The sequence below is a fragment of the Amycolatopsis melonis genome (assembly GCF_040064235.1).
GTDB lineage: Bacteria > Actinomycetota > Actinomycetes > Mycobacteriales > Pseudonocardiaceae > Amycolatopsis > Amycolatopsis melonis.
Genome location: NZ_JBDZYD010000005.1, coordinates 382244 through 403711, shown reverse-complemented (window position 1 = coordinate 403711; position 21468 = coordinate 382244). Strand labels below are relative to the sequence as shown.

Here is a 21468-nt window from a genome sequence, read left to right as displayed (position 1 = left end):
TTGCACGTTCGGTACACGCGCCCCCGGCACACTCCGCCGGTCGATCAGGGGCGTGAAGGAGAAACAGGTATGGGGTCCGACGTGTTGCCGTGCTACGTGGCCTGCGATGTCTCGCTCTCGATGGCCGACCACATCGAGGAGCTGAACACGGGGCTGCGGGAGTTCCGCGGGGCGGTCCACGCGGACGCGTCGGTCGCCGGCCGGGTGCTCTGCAGCGTGGTCGGGTTCGCGGAGGAGCCGGAGCGGGTGCACCGGCTGTACGGGCCGGGCGAGGTCGCCGAGCTGCCCGCGCCGGGGGCGCGCGCCGGGTCCAACTTCGGGCCGGTGTTCACCTTCCTGCGCACGGTGATCGACGAGGACGTCCGGCTGCTGGAGCTGCACCGGGTCAAGGTGCACCGGCCGCTGGTGTTCTTCCTGTCCGACGGCCAGCCGACGGACCCGGTCACCTGGCCTGCGGCGTACGCGTCGCTGACGGACCCGGCGTGGCGGCGCTGCCCGCGGGTGGTGGCGTTCGGCGTCGGCGACGCGGACCAGGAGGCGCTGAGCCGCATCGGCACGTTCCGCACGTATCTGGGCCGCGACGGCGTCCGGATGGGGACGGCGTTGATCGCTTCGGTGATGCACGTTCTGTCCACTTCCCGTCCACCGGCCGGCCGCACCCTGTCCGGAAAGGAGCAGCCATGGAAACGCACTGAAGGAGAACGGCCGTGAGCGGGCGAGCGGAGCTGGTCCAGGAGCTGAAGTCCCTCCGCAAGGGACGCGGCCTGCTGGGCAGGGTGGAGGAGCGGGTGGGCCCGCTCCTCCGCGAGGCGTGCCAGATCGCGGAGGACGACGGGCTGGTGGCGATCCGCCAGAAGGTGGCGGGCCGCCTGTCCGAGCTGGCGGCGCACCTCCCGGAGGACCTCCGCCTGGCGGCGCTGGCGGCCTTCGCGATCGGCCCGGAGGCCCGCCAGCCGCTGTACCAGGACCGCGTCAAGTGGGCGGCCGAGCAGGTCGACCGCGACCCCCGAACGGTCCGGCGGCGGGTGGACGAAGCAATCGACCTGCTGGCGGAGCTGGCATCGGCGGCCCCGCGCACCCCGGTATCGGTCCCGGAGGCAGGCTGGCACACGGCGGCGCTGTCGGTGGCGCTGGTGCTGGACCAGCCGCAGCCGACGGTGCTGGAGCACCGCAGGGTGGTCGCCGACCAGGACGGGGTGCGGTCGTTCGAGCTGGCCGTTTCGGGGCCTGCGCGAGAGGACCTGTCCCCGGCGGTGCTGTACGGAGGAACGCTGGTGGACCGCGGAATGGAGGCAACGGACCGGTGGGGCTACGGCCTGGAACTGCCGCGGCCGTTGTCCCGCGGGGAGCCGTGGGAGTTCGCGGTGTTGTTCCGCCTGCCATCGGCGTCGGCACTGAGGCCGTACATGGTGTGCGTACCCCGGCAGCCGTGCGACCTGTTCGACCTCCGCATCCGGTTCGGCAGGCCCCGCGAGGCATGGACCCTGGACGGCGCATTCCAGCGCGACATCTCGGACCCGGCCTGCCGCACCCAGCCCCTGAAAACCGACCCGGCAGGGGAGCTGCACCAGCGCTTCCGGCGGCTCACACCGGGGCTGGCCTACGGGGTCCGGTGGGCGCCGGATCTTGAGTGATCACCCGGCAGGGCGTGCGGTGAGCGAGTTCCGGCTCCCGGAACGGTTCCTCGATCTCGGCACCGCCCGGCGATCCTGCCCTGCCGATGCGGCGAGCGCCTGGCAGCATGGTTCCCACGTGATCGTCAGCCTGTGCTCCGACGACGAGGACGGCGGTGACTGGGACGACTCCGACGAGACGCGGCTGGGCGAGTTGCTCCCGGTCCGCGCGGACCTCATGGCCGGTGACCACCGCGCGATCCACCTCGGCTGGCTGCTGGCCGCCCAGACCGAGCTGGACGACGACGAACTCGAACCGCCCGTGCCGCCGGGGCTGCCCGGCTGACCGGTTCGCTGCGCTCGCTGGCCGGGTTCCTCCGGATCGACGACGATCTGCTGGCGGTCGCCGCCGAAGCCAGTGCCACTCCGGCAGCCGGTACCCGGACGGTGGGCGAGTTGCGGGAAGCGGCGGCAGCCCGGCAGGCCGAGTGAGAAGTGTGAGTGGCCGCCCGCGCTGCGACGGGCGAACCCGCCAGGTTCGCCGAACGGCTCGACGAGCTGCGTGCCGAACACCGCCGCAAGACGGGCTTGCAGGAGCGCCTCGAGCGATCCGGCCCTTGGGTCCGGCTAGGGCAGCCGGGGATCGGGGTGCCCGGCGACGAACCGCTCGGCGACCTCACGGTCGACGAGCTGGTTGTCGGCAAGCCACTCGACCGCGCGGCGTTTCGCCCGGGTGTCGCTGAACTCGTACCAGTGCTCGAGAAGTTCCGGGTATTCCTCGTGCAATTCGTCCTTGAACCGGCGGAAAGCGCCGCGGCCCCGGATGGCTCTCGTCAACCGCCGGCCGGCTTCTTCGTCGCTGATGCCTTCCGCGAAGTCCGCCATGTCCTGGTACCACACCGAGGAAGGCAGAGGTTCGATGACGACCTGGTCCGCGTCGTCGAGGTCGACCGGATGGTGACCGTCCACCCCGGTGTCGCGGGTCCAGTACCCCATTTCACCGGTGCGCGGGTCGACCAGGTGGAAGTGCTCGTAATCGGTCTGGTCCTGCAGGGCGGCCGCGATCTCTTCGAGGTCGAACTTTTCCAGAGCGAGCATGCGGTCAAGCCTATTCCCGGTGGCGGCATACGGTCGGGGAACACTTACGCATATCCTGTCGGCCGTGACCGGCAGTTCACTCACCGAGCCCGGCCGGCCACGCGCTGCCCCGTACCGCCAGTAAGCGACACGACAGGAACCGGTGTGCGTACGTACTACGACCAGGACGACCACGAAGGCTTCGAAGCGGCGCAGGACCTCGTAGTCCGCCGTTTCACCACGTGGGCCACCGAGCAGGGGCACGAGGTCGACCCGTACGCCGTCATGTCGGCGCTGCAGTTCCGCCACACGTCGGCCGACGGGCGGCTCGGTTACTGGACCGCCGAGCTGGTCCGGGACTTCTTGCTCTCGTACGTGCCGCGCACGCTGTCGGCCACCGCGGACGAATCCGTTCTCGTACCCGGAACGCTGCGGCTCTTCCTCCGCTACCTGCACGAGACAGGCCTGGCCGACCCCACAGGCGATCCGCTGCCGGACCTCGAAGCGGCGGTGACCAAGGCAGCGCCGGAATTCCCGGCCGCAATGGCCGATGAACGCCATTTCGGCGTCGCGAAATACTGGGTGATGACGGCCGCCCGCAACGGAATCGACCCCTCGGACCACGACGCGCTGAACGCGTTCTTGGCCGAGGTGCGCGAAGGACGGCACGATTACGACGCCGAGCTGCTGGACGGACTCGTCGCCCGGCAGCTCACCGAACAGGCCGGACGGACGTTTCCGCAGCCGCCGGTTTCGCTGCCGCCGGACCCGGAACTCGCGGAAGCCGCCGAAAGCTCGACGATCGTGGCGCGGCTGCGAAAGCTCGTCGACTGGGTGGGCGACGGCCGCGCGCTGACGTCCACCGGAAACCTGAAGCTCTCCGACGCCCGCGAACTGGTGTCGCTGCTGGACACCGGCGACACGCTCGAACGGCGAATCGGCGACAAGGTGTATCCGGTCCGCAGCAGCGCCGACCTGCCCGGCCTCGCCATCCTCTTCGAACTCGCCAAGCGCACCCGGATCGTGCGAGTGGTCAAGGGAAAGCTGGTCCAGGTGGCGAAGGCGGCGCCGCTGCTGAAGAACGCCCTGGAGCTTTGGACTGCGGCGTTCGATGCGCTCCCGGAGCCGGGTCTGCTGGTGAAGCCGACCGGTCCGGTGGTCGGCTACGCGGACCTGCTCGACAGCAGCCTCGGCTTCGTCCTGCCGGACGTGCTCAACACGGTCTACGGCATGCCGGAGCCGATTCCCGTTGCGAGGCTGGCCGAAACCGTGTGGCTCGCCTGCGTCGAGGGCGTCTACCTCGACCTCGCGCCGTCGATGGAACCGGTCTGGCGGGAGGGCCTGGCGGCCGAGTTCCGCCGGCTGCTCGCCGAGCTGGCCGAGTTCGGCGCGGTGGAGCTGACCACCGGCCCGGCCGACCCGATGTACACCATGGACCTGGTCCCGGAGAACCCCGAGCTCCCACCGGACGTCCAGGACCGGCTGCGGACCGCACTCGAGGCCCCTTCGCTCGACCTGGTGTCCCTCACGCCCCTGGCGACGAGGGCGGTCCGCGCACGGCTCCTGCGGGAGGGCAGGGTCGCGCCTCTGGTCGGTGACCTGGTCAACGCCGCCCCGGGCCCGATGCTGAGCACGCTCGTCGACCACTACACCCGGGAGACGGCCGCGGAGGAGGTCTCCGGCTGGCTGGCCGCACACGGCGGCCGCGAGAAGGGCCTGCCGCTCCTGCTGGACGCGGTCCGCGAAAGCCCGTTCCGGACGCTGGCATCGGAGAGGCTGCAGGTGCTCCTCAACGCCCTCCCGGACGGCGACGCGCTGCTCCACAACCTGCGCACCGACCCGGCCCTGAGCCCGATCGCGACACACGTGCTGATCAACCGCGGCGAGCTGGACCTCCACGAGATGGACGACCGGGAGCGCCTGCTCGGCATGACCGAGCAGTTCCTCCTCCTGCTGGAGGCGGCCGGGCCGGAAGGAGCGTCCGAGATGCTGAGCGCGATGCCCGCCGCCGAACTCGCGGACCTGCAGGAGGCGGTTCTCGCGTCGGGGCACCCGGACCGGGTTGGCCTTGCGGAGCTGGCCGAGCTGTTCGAGCAGCTCGGTCCGGGACGGGCGCACCCGCTGGGTGGGCTGACCCGGTCGCGAAGCAGCAAGGGGAAGGGCAAGAAGCGCCGCCGTTGATGTTTCTCAGCCGGAAATTGCCGCCGGGCAACACTACGGCGTCAGCCGCGTCAGCCGCCACGACTGGATGGGCTTGCCGTATTTCGTGAGGCGCAGGTCAGGGCCGTCGATCTCGTAGAGGTAGCCCGCGTTCCTCGCCTGGAAACCCGTCGCGGTCTTCGACGCGGCCAGGGAGATGTGGGTTTCCGACGTAGCCGGCTTTCCCTTCAGCTGACCGTCGTAGTGGTACTGGCCACGGCTGTCGCGGCAAATGGTGACCACATGCTGTCCCGTGTCGTATTGCGCGATCAGGATCGTTCCCGAGCCGGCGTTCGGCAACCACTGCGCCACCCCGCCGGGGCAGGACGGCTCGGTCGCCGAGGTGCCCTGGCCGGACGTCGAAGCTTCCGGCACCAGCGTGCCCAGCCGGTCCACGGATACCGCGAGCAGAACCAGGCCCAGGAAGCCCAGTAGCACCTTCGCCCCGGCCTTGGTCGCACGCCGGGGCAGCAGTGGCCGCGCCAGTGCGGATCGGGGCGGCGATGGCGCCGGACGCCGAGGTGCGCTCGCTGGTTTCGGGGGCACGGGGGTCAAAGTGATGACGGGGCGGGATTCGGGTCCGTGTTTCGATGCGACGAACCTCGGTTTGGCCTCGGTCTCCGGAGGGCGCTGTTCGTGGACGACCACATCGGTCACACCGGTCGCACTACCCGGCTCCAGCTGGCAGACGCGGCAGAATACCGCGTCTTCATAATTGTTGGTGTGACAAGAATCGCATCTCCACGCGGTTCTACCTGCCATCGCCGACCTCGTTCTCGTGCCCGGCGTGCCGGGAAAGTACCGCTTCGCCTTCGTCTGCGGCTTTGAAGGTGATCCAATCGTCGTCATCGGGTGCCCTGGTCACGGCAAGTGGAGCTAGCACGGCTTTCGGGGCCGGCCGGGGGGTAGGCGCCGGAGTCACCCGGGTGACGTCGTCGGCCAGCTGCTGGAGGAAGCGTCGGCTTCGCGGCGGAAACCAGAGGGGAACCGGAAACGTTGCCTGCCGCCCCAGCCGGATCACCAGAACGAGCCGCACCAGCGCTGTGCCCGGCAGCCCCGGCTCGTCGGCTACGGAAGCGCTCACGCACGACGAGAGGGGAACGCGGATCTCGACACCGCGGGCGCCGTAGCCCGGGCGCGGGTGTTCCTCGATGACCAGTGTCGCCCGGTCCCGGAACAACCGGACGTCCGGGCCGTGCAGGCCGGGGCGCCTGGCCGTGCCGTGATCCCAGCCCGTGACTGCCACCAGGCCAGTCGGCCGTCCGCGGTCGTACTGGCGCAGGTCATAGCCGGGGCCGGCTTCGGGACGCCATTCGGGCTGCGCACGCCGCCGGATCGTCATGCCCACCGATTCAGAGACTGTTCGCGATGGTCGCGATGATCTCGTCCATTTCCCATTCCTCCAGTCCCTCACCCGCGGTCGACGGGAAGAAGAGCGTGTTGTTCCAGTCGTCTGCGATGTCGGTCCAGGGGTATTCCTCGGGGGCGAAGAGCAACAGGCGTTTCGAGGAGTTCTCCATGAGGGCGGCTTGGCTCTGCCCATGTCCCCATTGGGAAAACAGTGCGTCCAGTGACGAAGGCATCGACGCCGGGTAGGTGCGCGCGCCGGTCTGCCGCGGATCGCCCAGCCGGTGCGCCGGTGCGTCGGTGAACACGACGACGACGTGCCTGCGCCGGTCGAGGCCGGTTTCCCAGTCCGACGCCAACGCAAGGGCCAGTGCCTCCAGACCAGATTCCGGCGCGTCGCCGCCGCCGCGAGGAACGAGGGCGCGCACCGAGCGCTCGAATTCCGCCAGCTCTCCGGGGACCGTCATGAACCCGGATTCGGTGAGAGCGTCGTCCGCCCGGTCACCGAAATCGCGGAAGGCGATCACCTTGAGCCGGAGCCTGCTGATCCCGCGCCCCTTGTCGGCCATCTCCTGGGCGAGCCGTCCCGGGAACGACAGCGCGCTGTGCTTCACGTTGTCCAGGATCGGTCCCATGCTGCCGGTGGTGTCGATGCAGAGCACGATGTCGACGGCGTACTCGAGATTGGTGCGCTGCCGGTCCTGAATGGTCATCGGGTCCTTTCGTCGGGCATCGGTGAGCTGCCCAGGTTGATCCGCAGCCGTCCCCGTGTCCGGACGGCCGCACGGCCGGTGAGATTGATGCGCACGCGGCTGCGCCTCGGTGCCGGCGCGGGCCTGCTCGGCGAAAAACGGTCTCGATCTTCGCCGAGCAGGAAGCCGATGGCCTCGGTCGCGATCGAGACGTCCGGGCGAGCCGCCGGAATGACGTCGGTCATCGCGCCGAGAATCTGGTGCCAGTCATCGTCGAGGGCGTGGTCCCACCGCAACGGGTCGCCCGCCAGAACCGCCGCGGCGGGCGACTCGTGCCGTGGGCCGTATTCCGGCAGGGAGCCGATCAGGTAGGTGTGGACGACCAGGGCGAATGCGAAGACGTCGACCGCGCCGGTCAGACCGGACGGAGGGACACCGGGATCGGAACGGACGTACTGGAGCCACTCCGGCGCTCCGTAGAGTGGGTTGCCCGCGACCACACCCGGGGGCGGTGGATCCCCGGCGGGGTAGGCGTCGTCGAAGTCGATCAGCTTGGCGATGAACAGCCTGCTGCCCTCGGGCTGGTGGAGCAGGACGTTCTCCGGCTTCAGGTCACCGTGCACGATGCCCTTCTCGTGCAGCAGGCTCAGGCTCTCCGCCAGGGTGCGGATCAGGACGAGCTGACGCGCGGGATCGAGCTCCTGCGGGTGAATGTCGGCTACGGCGATCCGTTCGGTCACCTTGTAGTACCGGGTGCCGTCGACGAAGAAGTCCCGGGTCAGCACCAGGTTGCCCGCTTTCGGGTGGTCGCTTCGCAGGGTCGTCGACACCTGCCGCTGCCGCAGTTCGAATCGTCGGCACTCGGCGTGGCGGCGCTTCTTGTCGGCGATCGAACCCATCGAGTCGGGCCGTGGACGCTTAGGATCGAGGTACTCCTTGATGAAGAACTCTTCACTTCCCTTGCGCGCGAAGGCCCACAGGCACTTGCCGGCGTCGGCGTTGGTCGGTCTGGTCACGACCTCATAGCCGTTGAGGACCTGTCCCTTTTTCACAAGTGTTCCCGGCTCCCGGTGGCGATCCTGCGTTCGTAGCCGTCCCGATACGCTTGCCACGACCGTTCCCGGGCCGTCACCAGGGCCGGTCGGCCGGCGGACGCGACGTCGTCCATCGGGCACGCGTGCGCCTGGCGCAGGTAGTCGAGCCGTGCGCGGAAGCTCGCGCGCAGTGCGGCGAAATCGGTGAACCCGAACGCGGCCATCGCGAGTGAAGCGTCGTCGCCGGTGTAGGAACCGACCCGCTCTGCGAGCTGTCCCGCCCAGTGCAGGCAGTCTTGCGAGGAAAGCAGGGTTTCCAGCAGGAGGAGCTCGAACCGGGCCGGTGTGTCGACGTAGCCGAAGAACCCGTCGGTGGCGCAGAGCAGGACACACGGCAGGTCGGCGGTGCCAGGACTGGCGTTGATCCGGAACGGCTGGTTGGCGCAGATCACGTTCGTCATGGGTGGATCCTGAACCAGCTGCGCCAGCGCGTCGCCGAGGTCGCAGTCGTCCCGGCTCAGCTGTTGCAACCCCACCCCGGTTTCGAGGAGATAGCACCGTGAATCCCCCGCCCAGAGTGTCTCCCACCGCAGGACCGAGCCGTCGATGTCGAACGTCAGGCCGGCGAAGGTGGTGGGCAGCTCACGGTGGATGGACCCGCGGATGCGGCCACGCCGGGGGACGTCCTCGCCGAGGCGGGTCGCGATGTGCGTGGCGAGGCCTTCCGCGGAAGCCGCCGTGTGCTCGCTGACGAACCATTCCTCGACGAGCCCGCGGACGCGCCGAGACGCGATCCAAGCCTGGGTACGCTCGACGCCTAGCGGTGTCCGTCCCGCGGCGGCGCGGCCGGACCCGCCGACGCCGTCGAACACTGCGAGCAGGCCCATCCCGGTCGGCCGGTGGAAAACGGCGAGGGGGTCGGCATCCTCGCCCCGGCCGGGAACGCGCTCGGTCCAGATCGCGAGGGAGCCGAAGCCATGTTCGACGTGGTGCCACACCCTGGCCCGTCCGCGCGGACCCGCTTCGATGTCCATTCGGTTCTCACTGGTTCCCGGACGGGGCCGACGGTCCCATCGTCCCCCGGATACGGCTGGTCCGGCGTGCTTCCGTTGCAGGCTTGGCCGGTTCAGTGGACGTTGCCGCCCCCTCGTCTGCGGCAGGCAGGTTCCCCTCCACGACGGACCCTCCGGGCAGGGCACTTCGCGAAGCGGCGCTGAGCCGTTCCCGGATGCTGCCACGCCGGGAAGTCGAAGGACCGCCGGGGAAGAACTCCTCCAGCACCTGTTTGCGCACCTCCGCGGCGTCGAACCCTTCCCGTTCCTCGCCCATCAGAATCCGCAGGGCGTCGAGCTTGGCCTTGGTATCGGCCTCCCGCTCCCGGCGTTCGCGGTCCAGCAGGGACATCGGGTTTCCGTCGTCGAGCGACATCAGGTGCGCGAGCATGTCCTCGCGTGAACCACCCGCGATCGGCCGCATCGCGTCGTAGTTCATTTTCCGCACGCGGATCTTCCGCTGGGTGGTGACGAAGTCCTCGGCGTCGACCACCGAGACGGCCACGGTGTAGCCGCTGAGCTCGATGGTAGGCATCGGGTGCGCGGAGTTCAGCCGCCGCGTGACAGCGCTTTCGGCAGCGGTCGGGTGCAGTGCGTCGAACCCGGCCGCGACTTCCCGCACGACGGCGCTCAAGGACGGGACCAGTGCGGCCGTCATGTCCTGCACGTCGTCCCGCGCGATCGCGACGGGGTCGGTCACGCGGCAGGCGAACCGCACCGTGACGCTGAACGGGAAGGCGGCATCGGAGCCGGCCGCGTTGACCGTGAAGGAAAGCCCGCGCGTCGCCACGTCGACGAGGCACACCCGGCGGTAGTTCCCGGTCCTGGCGTCGGGCACCCGCTCGCCGTGCCGGACCACCAGCGGGTCCCCGACGGCTCGTTCGAGGACCAGCGCGGTGCCCAGGTCAGGAGCGCGGAGTGGGGTCGTGATCCGGAACCGCGCGAGCTCGGTGCGCCGGATGATCGGATTGTATGTCTGGATCATATCGCCTCTTCCGCGTCTACGAGCTGGTCGTGGAAAGTCATCGCCTGCCGGGAGGGGTCCTCCGGATCCAGCGCCCACCCTCGCAGCGCGTGGAGCAGACGCTCGAAATCCGTCCGGCCACGGTCCGCGATGCCGGCGAGCACGTCCAGCACCACGGGCGCGGTTCGCGGATCCCTGTCGGTGAACCGGATCCACTCCCGCAGCGCGTTTCGGGCCATGTCGCGAGCGGAGTGGTTTCCCAACGCCCGTCCCCACAGCTCCGGGAGTGCGTCACGGTGGCTTGCGGCTGTTCGGAGGAGCAACGGCGCTTCGCGGATCGCATCCTCAGGCGTGACGGCGAAGGCGAACATGGTGAGTCCCTTGAGAACGACATCCTCGTCTTGCGACGGTTGGGTCCACTTGAGCAGGGCGTCGAGGACCTCCTTGCCGCAGCCTGCTTCGAGCAGGGTCTGGGTGCTCACAGCAACGGGCTCGAGCAGTGCCCAGTCGTCGGCGGCGACGAGCGAGTGCAGCACGCGAAGGGCCCGGTGCGGAGCACGTTCGCCCAGCGTGCCACCGGCGGCGAGCCCCGCCGTCGCCGGCAGGTTGCTGGCACCTTTGGCGCTGTGGCCCGCGAGGTCCGCCCACAGCTCGATGTAGGACCACGCGGCGTCGGCGTGATCTGCCAGTGCGGCTGCGGTGTTGAGACTCTGGGCGGCACTCTGCCGGAGCCGGGCGGACTTGCTGTGCGCCCAGGGCAAGAGGTATCGGTGCACGCCGTGTTCGAAGTCGTTCGAGGTCAGAATCCCGGCTGCCTGCGCGGCCCGTGCCCGGACCTCGACGTTCGTGTGCTCGGCGAGGTTTTGCAGCCAGGCCAGGATCTTCGTTCGTGCGCCATCGAGTTCGAACCATGTCACGCTCAGGACGACCGCGCGCAGCCGCGGGTACTTGAACCTGAGAACCGGCGGCGCCTCCTCGGAGCGGACGAGGTCGATCCAGCCCCGTTCGGCGAGCAGGCGCCTGAGATAGCGCGGGAACATGCTCGCCGTGCTGCCGGACAACTCGCGGAAGAGTTCCGTCGCGGCGTCCGCGACGTTCAGGTAGCTCGCTCCTTCGAGCACTGCCGTGGCCAGAACCAGTGCCACCTCCGTCGACTCGGGTTCGTGGCTGAGCCATTCATGGACCTGGTCCTCCGGGTTGCCGAGCCTGGTCACCACCTCGGCGAGGTTCGCGCCCGTCCGCAACGCGTCGACGATGGCCGCCGCCGCGCGCTTGGCGAACGCCGGGTCGTCCCGGTCGTGCAGCAGGTCGGGGAGACCGGCAGTCTCGAGGTCCGCGAGCCGATCGGCCGCCCAGGGGACCTCGCCGGTGATGACCCGGTCGACGATGTCCATCGGGTCGGGGAGCTCCATGTCCTCGAGCACGAACTCGGGTCGCTTGACCGCGGTCTCGAGCGTGCCGCGGACCGGCCCGGTGACCACGATCAGCCAGCTTTCCTGGTCGGCCAGCTGCTGTGCGGTTCTCGTCAGCCAGTCGTCGGTCACCTTCTCGGCGGCCGTCCGGCCGGCGGCGGTCGGAGTGTCGAAGACGAGGAAACCGCTGCCCCGCTGCGGCACCCGCCAGTTGAGGTTGCCGACGACCGAGCCGTGGAGCCGGAAGACGGACGCGTCCGGTGCGTGCCGTCCGAGCACCTTGCGCAGCATCGCGATCGCACAGGTGCGGCGACCGGTTCCCGCGGGTCCGGAGAGGACGAGCAGATTGCCCTCGGCCAGCATTTCGACACCGGTGTCGAAGGCCGGCGGGTCGACGAAGTATTCGGTCGCCGCGCTCAGGTCTTCCGGCTGCAGCCGTTCGCGGCCTCCCCGGCGGGCTCCGGAGCGCCTGCCCGTGCCCGCGGCGAAGTCGCCTTCGACGGTGAAATCGCCCTGGAACACGTTGACGGTGTTCACACCGCCGAGCTTGCTGAGACCTTCGGCGATGATCTTGCCGAACCGGACGCTGGAGAGGTCCGGTGTGGTTCCGCGGAGCTTGTTCAGCGCTTCGTCGCGGGTCGTCGGGGCGGCAGGCCCCGATTCGGCACCCGTCTTGGGGTCGGTTTCGGGTGCCGCTGGCTCCTCCCACGGCGAAGCAGGCGGGTCGGCGGCCTGTTCGTCGCTCAATGAACGTCCTCCGGAAGCAGTCGCGCGGTGGGTTTCACGGGAAGCGCGGGCCGGCGAAGAAGTCCCCCGCCACCTCGATCCGGTCCGCCTGGGTCAGGGTGCCGCCGGCGTGCGCGGTTCCGACGAACTTCGGCGTGGTGTACACCGGCGGTGCCTCGGCCGCGGGGAGCGAGGGGATCAGCTTGCGCAGCCGCTCCGCGAGCTGGTCGATGTCGGTTTTCGTCGTTCGGCAGTGGATGTGGATATCCTGGAGTTCAGGCAAGGACCTGAGCGTCTCGGGTAGCTCTTCAGCGGTGAACCTGCGCACGTCGAGCCGGACCGGGATCACCTGCTTGCCCAGCTCGAAGGCGGTTTCGATCTCTCGCCGAACGAAGTCGCAGGGATCGTCGATCCGCCGATGGCCGGTGCCGGGAACAGGGGATTCGAGCCAGTTCCGCCCCATGATCACCAGCAGTGCGTCCGATCTGCGGACAGCGTCGAACATCTCCCGTTCCCATTCGGCGCCGAGGTCGATCGAGCGTGATGCGAAAAAGACCGCAGACTCGCCGAACTTCTCCGATAAGGCACGATCGATGAGGGCAACTCCGAATTTTTCGTCGTCGGCGCGGTAGTTGAGGAAAACCTGCGTCACTCGGATGGCCTCTCTCGGTCGACGGCGCATGGCCGGTCTGGATGAGTAATCATTGGCGGCCGGACGCGCTCTTGACAAGGGGTTACTTATTGGTAGCGGGATTTTCCGGTTTCCATTGCCTGGGTGTCCGGTCTGTGACCAGTATCTGGCCGGTGTGTCCTGTGCTTGGCACGTGGACGGGCTCAGGGGGATAGTGTTCCCTGGTTTGCCTGCACCTCGGCGTAGAAATCAGGATTATTCCGGTTTGCCGATTATGAAGGAACGCTGTGGTCTGCAGAGGTAATCGCGGTAGTCGAGCGGGCAGACCGTGTCGGTCGCGTGTCCGGCACCGCTTCGGATGCGACCAGTTTGGACAGTACGGTGAACGCGGCATTGCAACTGTCCATCAAGGGAGGTGCTTCGCGAGTGGGGCCGGCATCAGCGTCGCGCCGGTTGATGTTCAGCGGTAGAACTCCGGCCGAGCGTGTCGCTGCAGCTCTTGAAGCGTGGTCACCGGGATTCGGCGAAGCCGGAACACCGAACGCATTTGTGAAGCTGATGGCCTGCGTCGGCCGCGCGCGAAAGTCGTGATGTCGGCCGACCCTGCCGGGCGGCGTCCGCGAGACCTTGCCCGTGCTCCGCGGGCGGGCCGGCCAGCTGAAGATCGGCTTGTCGCGGAGCTGCAGTCCAGTCATCTTCGCGGTGAGCCGTGCTGGTCGAATTCCAGCTCTGCACCGAGGAGCCGGCCGACCCTTTGGGAAGGGGGCAGCTGGTTCAGCTGGTCATCTCTTCGAGGAAGGCCTGCGTCTCCGGGTCTTCGGAAAAGACGGCCGTGCCCCGCATGCCCCTGGTGAGCAACACCTTGTAGGTGTTCTTGATCAAAGCGGAAAAGTGCAGCTCATCGGCTTTGCGCACCGCCGGGTCCTTCGACGCCTTACGATCCGGGACCCAGTGGCCGTCCCGCCGGACGAGATCCTTGCCGAAGATGACGCCCGACCAGTCGTATTCGAATCCCTGTGCGGTGTAAATGCATCCCACCTGTCCGAAGCCACGTTCGTCCGTGGCCCAGTAGGCCGAGGACGGGACACCGGGTACGGCCTTGGATCCCTCTGATTTGGCGTTCCAGGGGCGTTTCCAGTCACCGATCACGACATCGTCGACGAGGTAGCGTCCGTCTTCGCCTTCCTTGGGATTGCTCCACGGCCAGCAGAAACCCGCGGCCAGCCGTGCCGTTCCGCCGTGGTGGGCTGCCTGCTGCAGCACCCACGCTTCGAGTGCTTCCGGGGAAGCAGCGCTCGTCAACATGATTCCGCCGTCGAGTGGGCCGGCGAGCTTGCTCCATGAGATGGGCGGCTCCGCGCCGGCACCGAGGCCGAGCAGCCGGGCCACCCAGTCGTCGTACGAGGCGGAGCCCCCACACCGCAGCTGATCCCTCAGGCGGACGACTTCGACAGCGCACCCCAGTGCTTCCGCTGCCGCCGTGATTTCGCGCAGTGATCCCATTTCTCCCGGGCGCACGGTCTGATGCTCGTCCAGCAGGAAGACCGGAACGGCTGCCACGTTGATCAGTTCGTTGACCTGACGGTCGGCGCGCTCTCGCTGTTCTCTCCTGGTGTACTGGTTGATGCCCTTCTCCCGGATGCGATGAGCTTCGTCGCAGATCAGGACGTCCAGGTCGCGCGGCTGGCTTCCCACGTAGGTGTTGAAATACTTGAACAGCCCTTTTGTTCGCGTGCTGCGATGCCCGGCGTACTTGCGCATCGTCTCGGTGAAGGATTTCGAGCCGGTGGCATGCTCGACCGCAAGGCCGCGCCTGGCCAGCTCGCCGAGAAGGCTCAGGGCGATGACACTCTTTCCCGAGCCAGGGCCGCCCTCGACAATGACGACGGTATGAGTCCGGGCCGCCCTCGAGCGTTCGACGGCCTGCATCACCACTTCGTAGGCCACCTTCTGCTCGTCCAGCAGCACGAACTGCTCGCGGTCCCGGATCTCCGCGGCGGCGTGGGTCAGAAGCGGCTTGGTCGGCCGGTGGACGAAACCGAGGAACTCGTCTCCGGCCAGCCGGTTGGCTCCTGGTTGCGCAGCCCCGTCGAGCACCGCGCCAAGATGGTCGGCGAGCTGGGCGCGGTCGTCCATGGTGAACAACCGGCTGTAGGCGCTGACCGGATGCTGAGTCAAGGCAGCTACATCCGGACGCCGGGCATTGTGCAGGTAGGCCACCCCGTGAACGGCGCTCGGCCGGTCGACCAGAGCGGGGGTGTGATCTACGAAGTACTGACAGTAGCTGCGCACCTGCTCGGCCGGATGGAGATGATGTCCGGGAAGCCCGGGCACATTGATCACCTCGGCGAGGTAGAGCTCGGCTCTCGACCATTGCTTGAGCTCGACGAAGACGAAGCTGCTGTCCCCGGTGCGGGGATGGGTTCCGCAGAGCACGACGTCGATCCGCTGCTTGCTGTGGGGGAGCTGGTGTTCCAGGAGAACTTCCACTTCGCCAAGGCCTGCGTCGACGAGGTCCCGGAGCAGAATCGGCAGGCTCTTGTGCCAGGAATTCACCTCGCCGAGTCCGGGGCGCGTGCCGAGGACATATCCGGACTGCTCGCGCAGGCGGATGTGCAGTTGTCCCGCATTCGCTTCGGCGAGAAGCGCATTTGCGGTTCCGCGGACCAGAGCCACTTCGTCCCCCATAGGCGTGCGTCATCGACGACGGTTGTGGGGGCAGCGACGAGGCAGTGCCTCGGTGCCCGGCGGGCCGCGTCGACCACGGTAGCCGATTCAGCCCGGCCGACCGTGCAACGGCGGCCGACCGGGAACTCCTCTTACAGCTGAGGGTGATGCTATAGCCTGTTCGAGTTAACTCGGAAGTGTGACTGGGGAGGTTGCGCTTTGCTGGCGAGGACTGACTCTGCTCAGAGCTTGCGCCAAGCTGATCGGGAAGTGCTCGTTCGCGCACTGGCGAAGCGCACCGGGGTGCCTTACTCGCGCAGCGAAGCCGGAGGCGAGCTGGGTGCGTGGCGCAACAGCCTGCCGGTGTTGTTCGAGCTGCTCTGTGACGCCGGGCTCGGACATGTTCAAGTCATCCTCGAATGTCGGCTGCCCTACTGTCCGCGCCGGATCGATGCCGTGCTCTGCGGAGTTCATCCCGAGACGCGCCAACCGTCGTACCTGCTGATCGAGCTCAAACAGTGGACGGAACCGGCCATGGTCGCGGCAGGCCTGGTGTCGGCCTTCCCCGGAAGCAAGCAACCACATCTGCACCCGGCCGAACAGGTACGGCGGTACTGCCGCTACCTTCTCGACTTCACACCTTTGCTGGCACGTGCTCCGTCGCAGGTGAAGGGTGCGGCGTATCTGCACAACGCCCAGCGATCCGAAGACTGGAACCTCGACGAGTTCCACTTCGACGACTTCGGGCAGTTGTACACCCGCGACCAGATGGGAGATCTGGTCGCGGACCTGCACGCGCTTCTGGACGACGATCCTGCCACTGCCGATGCCGCTCGGGAAGCGGCCATTCGTCTTATCGAGGCGCCTCGTATGCCTGCGCGCACGCTGCTCAAGGCTGCTGTTGACGCGATGGAAGGCAGAAAGAGCTTCTTGCTGCTCGATGCGCAGAAGGTCGCCTATGACCAGGTGCTGAACGCTGTCGAACGGGCAGACCGGGCCTTGGACGGAAGTGAGTGGCAGAAGACTGTCGTCATCGTCCGCGGCGGCCCCGGATCCGGCAAGAGCGCGATAGCAATCGCACTGATGAGTGCACTTGCCGGTCGCTGGGGAAAAGTCTTGCACGCCACCGGGTCCCGGGCGTTCACCGAGACCCTCCGGAAGCAGGTGGCCGGTGATGACGAACGGATCGTGAATCTCTTCAAGTATTTCAATGACTTCGACCACGCTGAAGTGAACTCGCTGGACGTGCTGATCTGCGACGAGGCGCACCGCATTCGCGACAACAGCAACGTTCCCGCGCGTTGGCGGGAAACGATACCGCCGCAGGTATCCCGGCTGATCGATGTGGCCAAGGTTCCCGTTTTCCTGCTCGACGAGCACCAGGCAGTCCGGCCGGGGGAAGCGCACACCGTGCGGCGGATCGCCGAGGTGGCTGAGGCCAAAGGGTGCCGGATCGAGGAAATCGCCCTCGATGGCCAGTTCCGGTGCGGCGGCTCCCAGCGCTACGACGAATGGGTGTTGCGGCTGCTGGGCATAGTCGAGGGTGGCCCCGTCGCGTGGTCCGAGTTCGTCGCCGGGACCGACGACGAGTACGTGGTCGATTCGGTGAATTCACCGGATGCGCTGGAGCGCTGGCTCATGCGACAGTCGGGCAACTTCTCCGGAACGGCGAGAATCGCGGCCGGCTTCTGCTGGGACTGGCGAGACCCGGTTCGTGCCGGTGGTGCGTACGAGCCGGTCAAGGACGTGCAGATCGGTGGTTGGCACCGTTCTTGGAACATCAGACAGGGGCAGGAAGCCGAAGGTTTCCCGTCGGCTTCGTACTGGGCATCGGATCCGGCGGGCTTCGGGCAGGTGGGGTGCATCTACACGGCTCAGGGATTCGAGTACGACTGGTCGGGCGTCATCTTTGGCGAAGACCTGGTGATCCGGAACGGTCAGTGGGTCCCTCAACGGGACAAGTCGTGGGACAAGTCGGTGAACAAGGCCGACGTGCGGACGTTCGACCGGCTCGTGCGGAACACCTACAAGGTGCTGATGACGCGTGGCATGTCCGGCACGTGCGCGTACTCGGTCGACGAGGAAACCAACGAGTTCCTTCGACGGTTCTGCAGGTAGGAAGGTGGGCGAGTCGGGGCCCACACGGCTCGGCCGATCGTGCGGCTCAGGCCCGGCGGGAACTGGTATCGACAGACCATCACGGCGTGTAGTGCCCAGGCGCACCCGCGCAACGTGAGGTCTTCACGTGGTGATGACCGCAAAGTGTGCCCCCGGCAGGATTCGAACCTGCGACACCCGCTTTAGGAGAGCGGTGCTCTATCCCCTGAGCTACGAGGGCCTGCTACTGCCGTGCCCAGCTTAGCGGGCCCCGGACGTCCGCAGCAGCAGGGGCACGGATGGAGCAACCCGACGGTCGTAGTCACCCAGGTGAGTGGTTCTCGAGACCCCCGTACACCCCGCCGAGCGGGCCACCGCACCTGACCTGGACGGACCAGTGCCTCACCTGGTCGTGTCTGGTTTCGAACTGCTGAACAACAGTAGGTAACCTTCGTTAACGGGATGCGGGTTGCCGCCTCCACCGGCTGTTGCGGAGGGCTTCGTTGATCAAGCTCATGTTCGCCGACGACGAGGAACTGGTGCGCTCGGGACTGCGCGCGATGATGTCCGGGGCCCAGGACATCGAGATCGTGGGCGAGGCGAGCGATGGCAGATCCGCCGTGGAGGTCGCGCGGCGTTATCACCCTGACGTGGCCCTTCTCGACATCAAGATGCGGGCTCCCGATGACGGCATCCGTGCTCTGCGGGCCATCCTCGCCCTTCCCGATCCGCCCACCGTTGCCATGCTGACCACCTTCGACATCGACGAATACGTCAGTCTCGCCCTCCGACTCGGGGCGAACGGCTTCCTCCTCAAGGACATCGATCCCGCCGCGCTCCTCAGGGCCGTCAGGGACCTAGCGCGCGGGGGTGCCGTGCTTGATCCCGGTGTTGCCGCGCGGATGGTCCAGTCCCACCGGGACGAACAACGCGCTGCTCAGCCCGCCCGGAAGCTGCTCGCCTCACTGTCCGAACGCGAACGCGAGGTCGTCGCCCTCATCGGCCAGGGGCTGAGCAACGCCGAGATCGGCGGGCGGCTGCACCTCTCCGAAGCCACCGTCAAGGGGTACGTCTCCGCCGTGCTCTCGAAGATCGGCGCCGCCAACCGGGTGCAGGCCGCGCTGCTGGCCTACCGCGGTGGGCTGCTCGATCAATAAAACATGCTGCTCACGGCCCTGGAGTTCCTCGGGCTCGTCGCCTTCGCCGCGTCCGGGGCACTCGCCGCCGTGCGGGCGCGGCTCGATGTCTTCGGCGTTGTCGTCGTCGGGCTCACCACCGCGCTCGGGGGCGGTGTCATCCGGGACGTCCTGCTCGGCATCCATCCGCCGACGACCCTGCGGAACTGGCCCTACCTCGCCGTCTGTGCCGGGACCGCGCTGGTCGTCTTCGTCTTCCACCCGCAGGTTGCGCGGCTGCGGCGGGGCGTGCTGCTCGCCGACGCTCTCGGGCTCGGCGTCTTCGCCACCGCCGGGACGACCATCGCGCTCAACGCCGGCGCCACCGTCTACGCCGCGTGCCTGATCGGGATGACCACCGGCATCGGCGGCGGGGCCGTGCGCGATCTGCTGCTCCGGGAAATCCCGCTCGTCCTGCGGAAGGAGATCTACGCCGTCGCCGCGCTGGCCGGCTCGGCGCTCGTCGCCGGCGGTCACGCTCTGCGACTCCCGCAGGGGCCGGTGACCGTGGTCGCGGCCGCCGTCGTGGTGACCTTCCGGATGGTCGCGCTCTGGCGGCGCTGGAACGCGCCGGTCGCGCGGGCCACGGAGTGACGAATCCTTTGTGAGTTCTGCGTGTGTTCTTAGGCGGGTCTCAGCACGCTGCGTAAAACTACAGCCATGCGCATCCTTGTGGTGGACGACGACCGCGCCGTCCGTGAATCGCTGCGGCGGTCCCTGGAGTTCAACGGCTACCAGGTCCAGCTGGCCAGCGACGGTGCGCAGGCACTGGAGGCGATCATCGCCGACCGGCCGGACGCGATGGTCCTCGACGTCATGATGCCCCGGCTCGACGGCCTCGAGGTCGCCCGCCGCCTGCGCAGCACCGGCGACGACCTGCCGATCCTCGTGCTCACCGCCCGCGACACCGTCTCCGACCGCGTGTCCGGGCTGGACGCCGGCGCCGACGACTACCTGCCGAAGCCCTTCGCGCTCGAAGAGCTGCTGGCCAGGCTGCGGGCGCTGCTGCGCCGGGCCGCGCCGGAAGCGCAGAACGGCCAGGCGTCGGAGGTCCTGTCCTTCGCCGACCTGACGCTCGATCCCGGCACGCGCGAGGTCCGCCGCGGCGGGCGTGAGATCAGTCTCACCCGGACCGAGTTCGCCCTGCTGGAACTGTTCCTTTCCTACCCGAAGCACGTCCTCACGCGTGGCCGGATCCTGGAGGAAGTATGGGGTTACGACTTCCCGACGTCGGGCAACGCGCTGGAGGTCTACGTCGGCTACTTGCGCCGCAAGACGGAGGCCGAGGGGGAGCCGAGGCTGATCCACACGGTGCGGGGAGTGGGGTACGTCCTGCGGGAAACCCCGCCGTGACCGAACCGGGCGATCCCCGTGGCACGCGGTGGGGAGCCCGCCGGTTCTCGCTGCGCGGCCGGGTGACGCTGCTCGCCGCCGCGTGCGTGGCCGGCGCCGTCGCGCTGGTGTCGGTCGGCGCGTACATGGTCGTGCGCAGCAACCTCTACCAGCAGCTGGACGACAGCCTGATGGCGCGTGCGCAGGCCGCGGTCAAGTCGCCGCAGGTGCAGACCCAGCTGCAGCAGGTGCCCGGCGCGTTCCTGGCCAGCGCCGACCTGCAGATCGGGCAGCTCAACGCCGCGCCCGACGTCCAGCACGCCGTGATGATCTACCCGGTGTCCAGCTCGCCGCCGCCGTTCGGCCAGGACGAGCTGGACGTCGCGAACGGCGACTCGCCGCAGTCGATGCGGACGGACTTCCGCACCGACAGCCGCGTCGTCGCGCTGCCGAACAACCACGGCGAGGCCATCGTGCTCGCGCAGTCCATGGGCCCGACCAAGCGCACGCTGAACGAGCTCGCGCTGGTGCTGTTCCTGATCGGCGGGGCGGGCATCCTGGTCGCCGCTGCCGCGGGCACCGCGGTCGCGCGGGCCGGCCTGCGCCCGGTCGACCGGCTGACCTCGGCCGCCGAGCGCGTCGCCAGGACTGGTGACCTGCGGCCGATCCCGGTCAGCGGCGACGACGAGCTGGCGCGCCTCACCCAGACCTTCAACACCATGCTCGGCACGGTCGCGGACTCGCAGGAACGCCAGCGCCAGCTGGTCGCCGACGCCGGGCACGAGCTGCGCACGCCGCTGACCTCGCTGCGTACCAACCTCGAGCTGCTGCTGGCCGCGAGCAAGCCGGGCGCGCCACCGCTGCCGGACGAGGACCGGGCCGACATCGTAGCCGACATCAGCGGCCAGCTCGACGAGCTGACGCAGCTGATCGGCGACCTCGTCGAGCTGGCGCGCCAGGACGAGCCGCGTGAGCGCTTCGAGCGCGTCGAGCTGATGGACGTCGTCGAGCGGGCGCTGGACCGGGCGCGGCGGCGGGCCGGCGAGATCCACTTCGACGTCTCGCTGCAGCCGTGGGTGCTCACCGGCGACAACAGCTCGCTCGAGCGCGCGGTGCTGAACCTGCTCGACAACGCGGTGAAGTTCTCGCCGCCCGAATCGACGGTCTGGGTGCGGCTGTACCCGCTCGGCGACGGCACCGCGGTCGTCGAGGTGGCCGACGCCGGGCCGGGCATCGCCGAAGAGGACCTGCCCAAGGTGTTCGACCGCTTCTACCGCTCGTCGGAGGCCCGGACGCTGCCCGGTTCCGGCCTGGGCCTGGCGATCGTCAAGCACGCGGCCGAGCGGCACGGCGGCGCGGTGTACGCCTCGCGGGCGCCCGAAGGCGGCGCGCTGATGACGATCCGGCTGCCCGGCGCACCCGGCTGATCCCGGCGTTTCCGGGACGACGG

19 protein-coding genes and 1 tRNA gene are annotated in these 21468 nt (G+C 68.4%); 9 read left to right on the top strand and 11 right to left on the bottom strand.

Going from position 1 to position 21468, the window contains the following annotated elements:
• Positions 1 to 69 precede the first annotated feature (69 nt).
• The 3 genes from ABJI51_RS15875 (at position 70) to ABJI51_RS15865 (ending at position 1959) form a co-directional block, all read left to right on the top strand.
• Positions 70 to 711 carry a vWA domain-containing protein gene (locus tag ABJI51_RS15875; RefSeq protein ID WP_348951505.1) on the top strand — a complete coding sequence of 214 codons (642 nt, stop codon included), beginning with the start codon at positions 70 to 72 and terminating at the stop codon, positions 709 to 711.
• Positions 708 to 1634, top strand: a complete 927-nt coding sequence (locus ABJI51_RS15870) for a hypothetical protein (RefSeq protein ID WP_348951503.1) — start codon at positions 708 to 710, stop codon at positions 1632 to 1634. Before ABJI51_RS15875 ends, ABJI51_RS15870 begins: the two co-directional genes overlap by 4 nt.
• A gap of 118 nt (positions 1635 to 1752) precedes the next feature.
• Complete coding sequence (locus tag ABJI51_RS15865) at positions 1753 to 1959, top strand: hypothetical protein (RefSeq protein WP_348951501.1); 207 nt, start codon at positions 1753 to 1755, stop codon at positions 1957 to 1959.
• 281 nt (positions 1960 to 2240) lie between these two features.
• Here ABJI51_RS15865 and ABJI51_RS15860 read toward each other — a convergent pair whose 3' ends face one another.
• A complete protein-coding gene (locus ABJI51_RS15860) occupies positions 2241 to 2711 on the bottom strand; it encodes a UPF0158 family protein (protein WP_348951500.1) in 471 nt (156 codons plus the stop codon).
• 144 nt (positions 2712 to 2855) lie between these two features.
• On the opposite strand from ABJI51_RS15860, the gene ABJI51_RS15855 reads away from it, so the two are divergent.
• On the top strand, positions 2856 to 4871 hold the full coding sequence (locus ABJI51_RS15855) for a hypothetical protein (protein ID WP_348951498.1): 2016 nt from the start codon (positions 2856 to 2858) through the stop codon (positions 4869 to 4871).
• A gap of 33 nt (positions 4872 to 4904) precedes the next feature.
• Here the strand turns inward: ABJI51_RS15855 and ABJI51_RS15850 are convergent, their stop codons facing one another.
• From ABJI51_RS15850 to ABJI51_RS15810, 9 genes are all read right to left on the bottom strand, one after another.
• Positions 4905 to 5546: a hypothetical protein gene (locus tag ABJI51_RS15850; RefSeq protein ID WP_348951496.1), complete on the bottom strand. Its 642-nt coding sequence runs from the start codon at positions 5544 to 5546 to the stop codon at positions 4905 to 4907.
• A 94-nt stretch (positions 5547 to 5640) separates the two neighbouring features.
• A complete protein-coding gene (locus ABJI51_RS15845) occupies positions 5641 to 6237 on the bottom strand; it encodes a hypothetical protein (RefSeq protein ID WP_348951494.1) in 597 nt (198 codons plus the stop codon).
• Positions 6238 to 6241: 4 nt separating this feature from the next.
• Entirely contained in the window at positions 6242 to 6949 is a 708-nt protein-coding gene (locus tag ABJI51_RS15840) for a vWA domain-containing protein (RefSeq protein ID WP_348951492.1), read from the bottom strand.
• Entirely contained in the window at positions 6946 to 8040 is a 1095-nt protein-coding gene (locus ABJI51_RS15835; RefSeq protein WP_348951491.1) for a protein kinase domain-containing protein, read from the bottom strand. The genes ABJI51_RS15840 and ABJI51_RS15835 overlap by 4 nt, the downstream gene beginning before the upstream one ends.
• On the bottom strand, positions 7977 to 8996 hold the full coding sequence (locus ABJI51_RS15830) for a serine/threonine protein phosphatase (RefSeq protein ID WP_348951489.1): 1020 nt from the start codon (positions 8994 to 8996) through the stop codon (positions 7977 to 7979). Before ABJI51_RS15830 ends, ABJI51_RS15835 begins: the two co-directional genes overlap by 64 nt.
• A gap of 7 nt (positions 8997 to 9003) precedes the next feature.
• Complete coding sequence (locus ABJI51_RS15825) at positions 9004 to 9999, bottom strand: hypothetical protein (protein ID WP_348951487.1); 996 nt, start codon at positions 9997 to 9999, stop codon at positions 9004 to 9006.
• Positions 9996 to 12137 carry a hypothetical protein gene (locus ABJI51_RS15820; RefSeq protein WP_348951485.1) on the bottom strand — a complete coding sequence of 714 codons (2142 nt, stop codon included), beginning with the start codon at positions 12135 to 12137 and terminating at the stop codon, positions 9996 to 9998. The genes ABJI51_RS15825 and ABJI51_RS15820 overlap by 4 nt, the downstream gene beginning before the upstream one ends.
• 34 nt (positions 12138 to 12171) lie before the next feature.
• On the bottom strand, positions 12172 to 12768 hold the full coding sequence (locus tag ABJI51_RS15815; RefSeq protein WP_348951483.1) for a toll/interleukin-1 receptor domain-containing protein: 597 nt from the start codon (positions 12766 to 12768) through the stop codon (positions 12172 to 12174).
• Between the two features lie 753 nt (positions 12769 to 13521).
• Positions 13522 to 15423: a DNA/RNA helicase domain-containing protein gene (locus ABJI51_RS15810; protein WP_348951481.1), complete on the bottom strand. Its 1902-nt coding sequence runs from the start codon at positions 15421 to 15423 to the stop codon at positions 13522 to 13524.
• A 261-nt stretch (positions 15424 to 15684) separates the two neighbouring features.
• Between ABJI51_RS15810 and ABJI51_RS15805 the strand changes: the two genes are divergently transcribed.
• Positions 15685 to 17532, top strand: coding sequence for a DNA/RNA helicase domain-containing protein (locus ABJI51_RS15805; protein ID WP_348951477.1), 1848 nt, complete (start codon positions 15685 to 15687; stop codon positions 17530 to 17532).
• A 147-nt stretch (positions 17533 to 17679) separates the two neighbouring features.
• On the opposite strand, the gene ABJI51_RS15800 is transcribed toward ABJI51_RS15805, so the two are convergent.
• Positions 17680 to 17752, bottom strand: a tRNA-Arg gene (locus ABJI51_RS15800).
• A 262-nt stretch (positions 17753 to 18014) separates the two neighbouring features.
• Here ABJI51_RS15800 and ABJI51_RS15795 point away from each other — a divergent pair.
• The 4 genes from ABJI51_RS15795 to ABJI51_RS15780 all read left to right on the top strand — a co-directional run bounded on the left by ABJI51_RS15795 (position 18015) and on the right by ABJI51_RS15780 (position 21445).
• Positions 18015 to 18668 (top strand): response regulator, encoded by a 654-nt coding sequence (locus ABJI51_RS15795; RefSeq protein WP_003087851.1) that lies wholly within the window; start codon positions 18015 to 18017, stop codon positions 18666 to 18668.
• Positions 18669 to 18671: 3 nt separating this feature from the next.
• The gene (locus ABJI51_RS15790) at positions 18672 to 19280 is read left to right on the top strand and encodes a trimeric intracellular cation channel family protein (RefSeq protein ID WP_348951474.1); all 609 of its coding nucleotides are present in this window, start codon (positions 18672 to 18674) and stop codon (positions 19278 to 19280) included.
• 66 nt (positions 19281 to 19346) lie between these two features.
• Positions 19347 to 20039 carry a response regulator transcription factor gene (locus ABJI51_RS15785; RefSeq protein WP_348951472.1) on the top strand — a complete coding sequence of 231 codons (693 nt, stop codon included), beginning with the start codon at positions 19347 to 19349 and terminating at the stop codon, positions 20037 to 20039.
• The gene (locus ABJI51_RS15780; RefSeq protein ID WP_348951470.1) at positions 20036 to 21445 is read left to right on the top strand and encodes a sensor histidine kinase; all 1410 of its coding nucleotides are present in this window, start codon (positions 20036 to 20038) and stop codon (positions 21443 to 21445) included. The genes ABJI51_RS15785 and ABJI51_RS15780 overlap by 4 nt, the downstream gene beginning before the upstream one ends.
• Positions 21446 to 21468 lie beyond the last annotated feature (23 nt).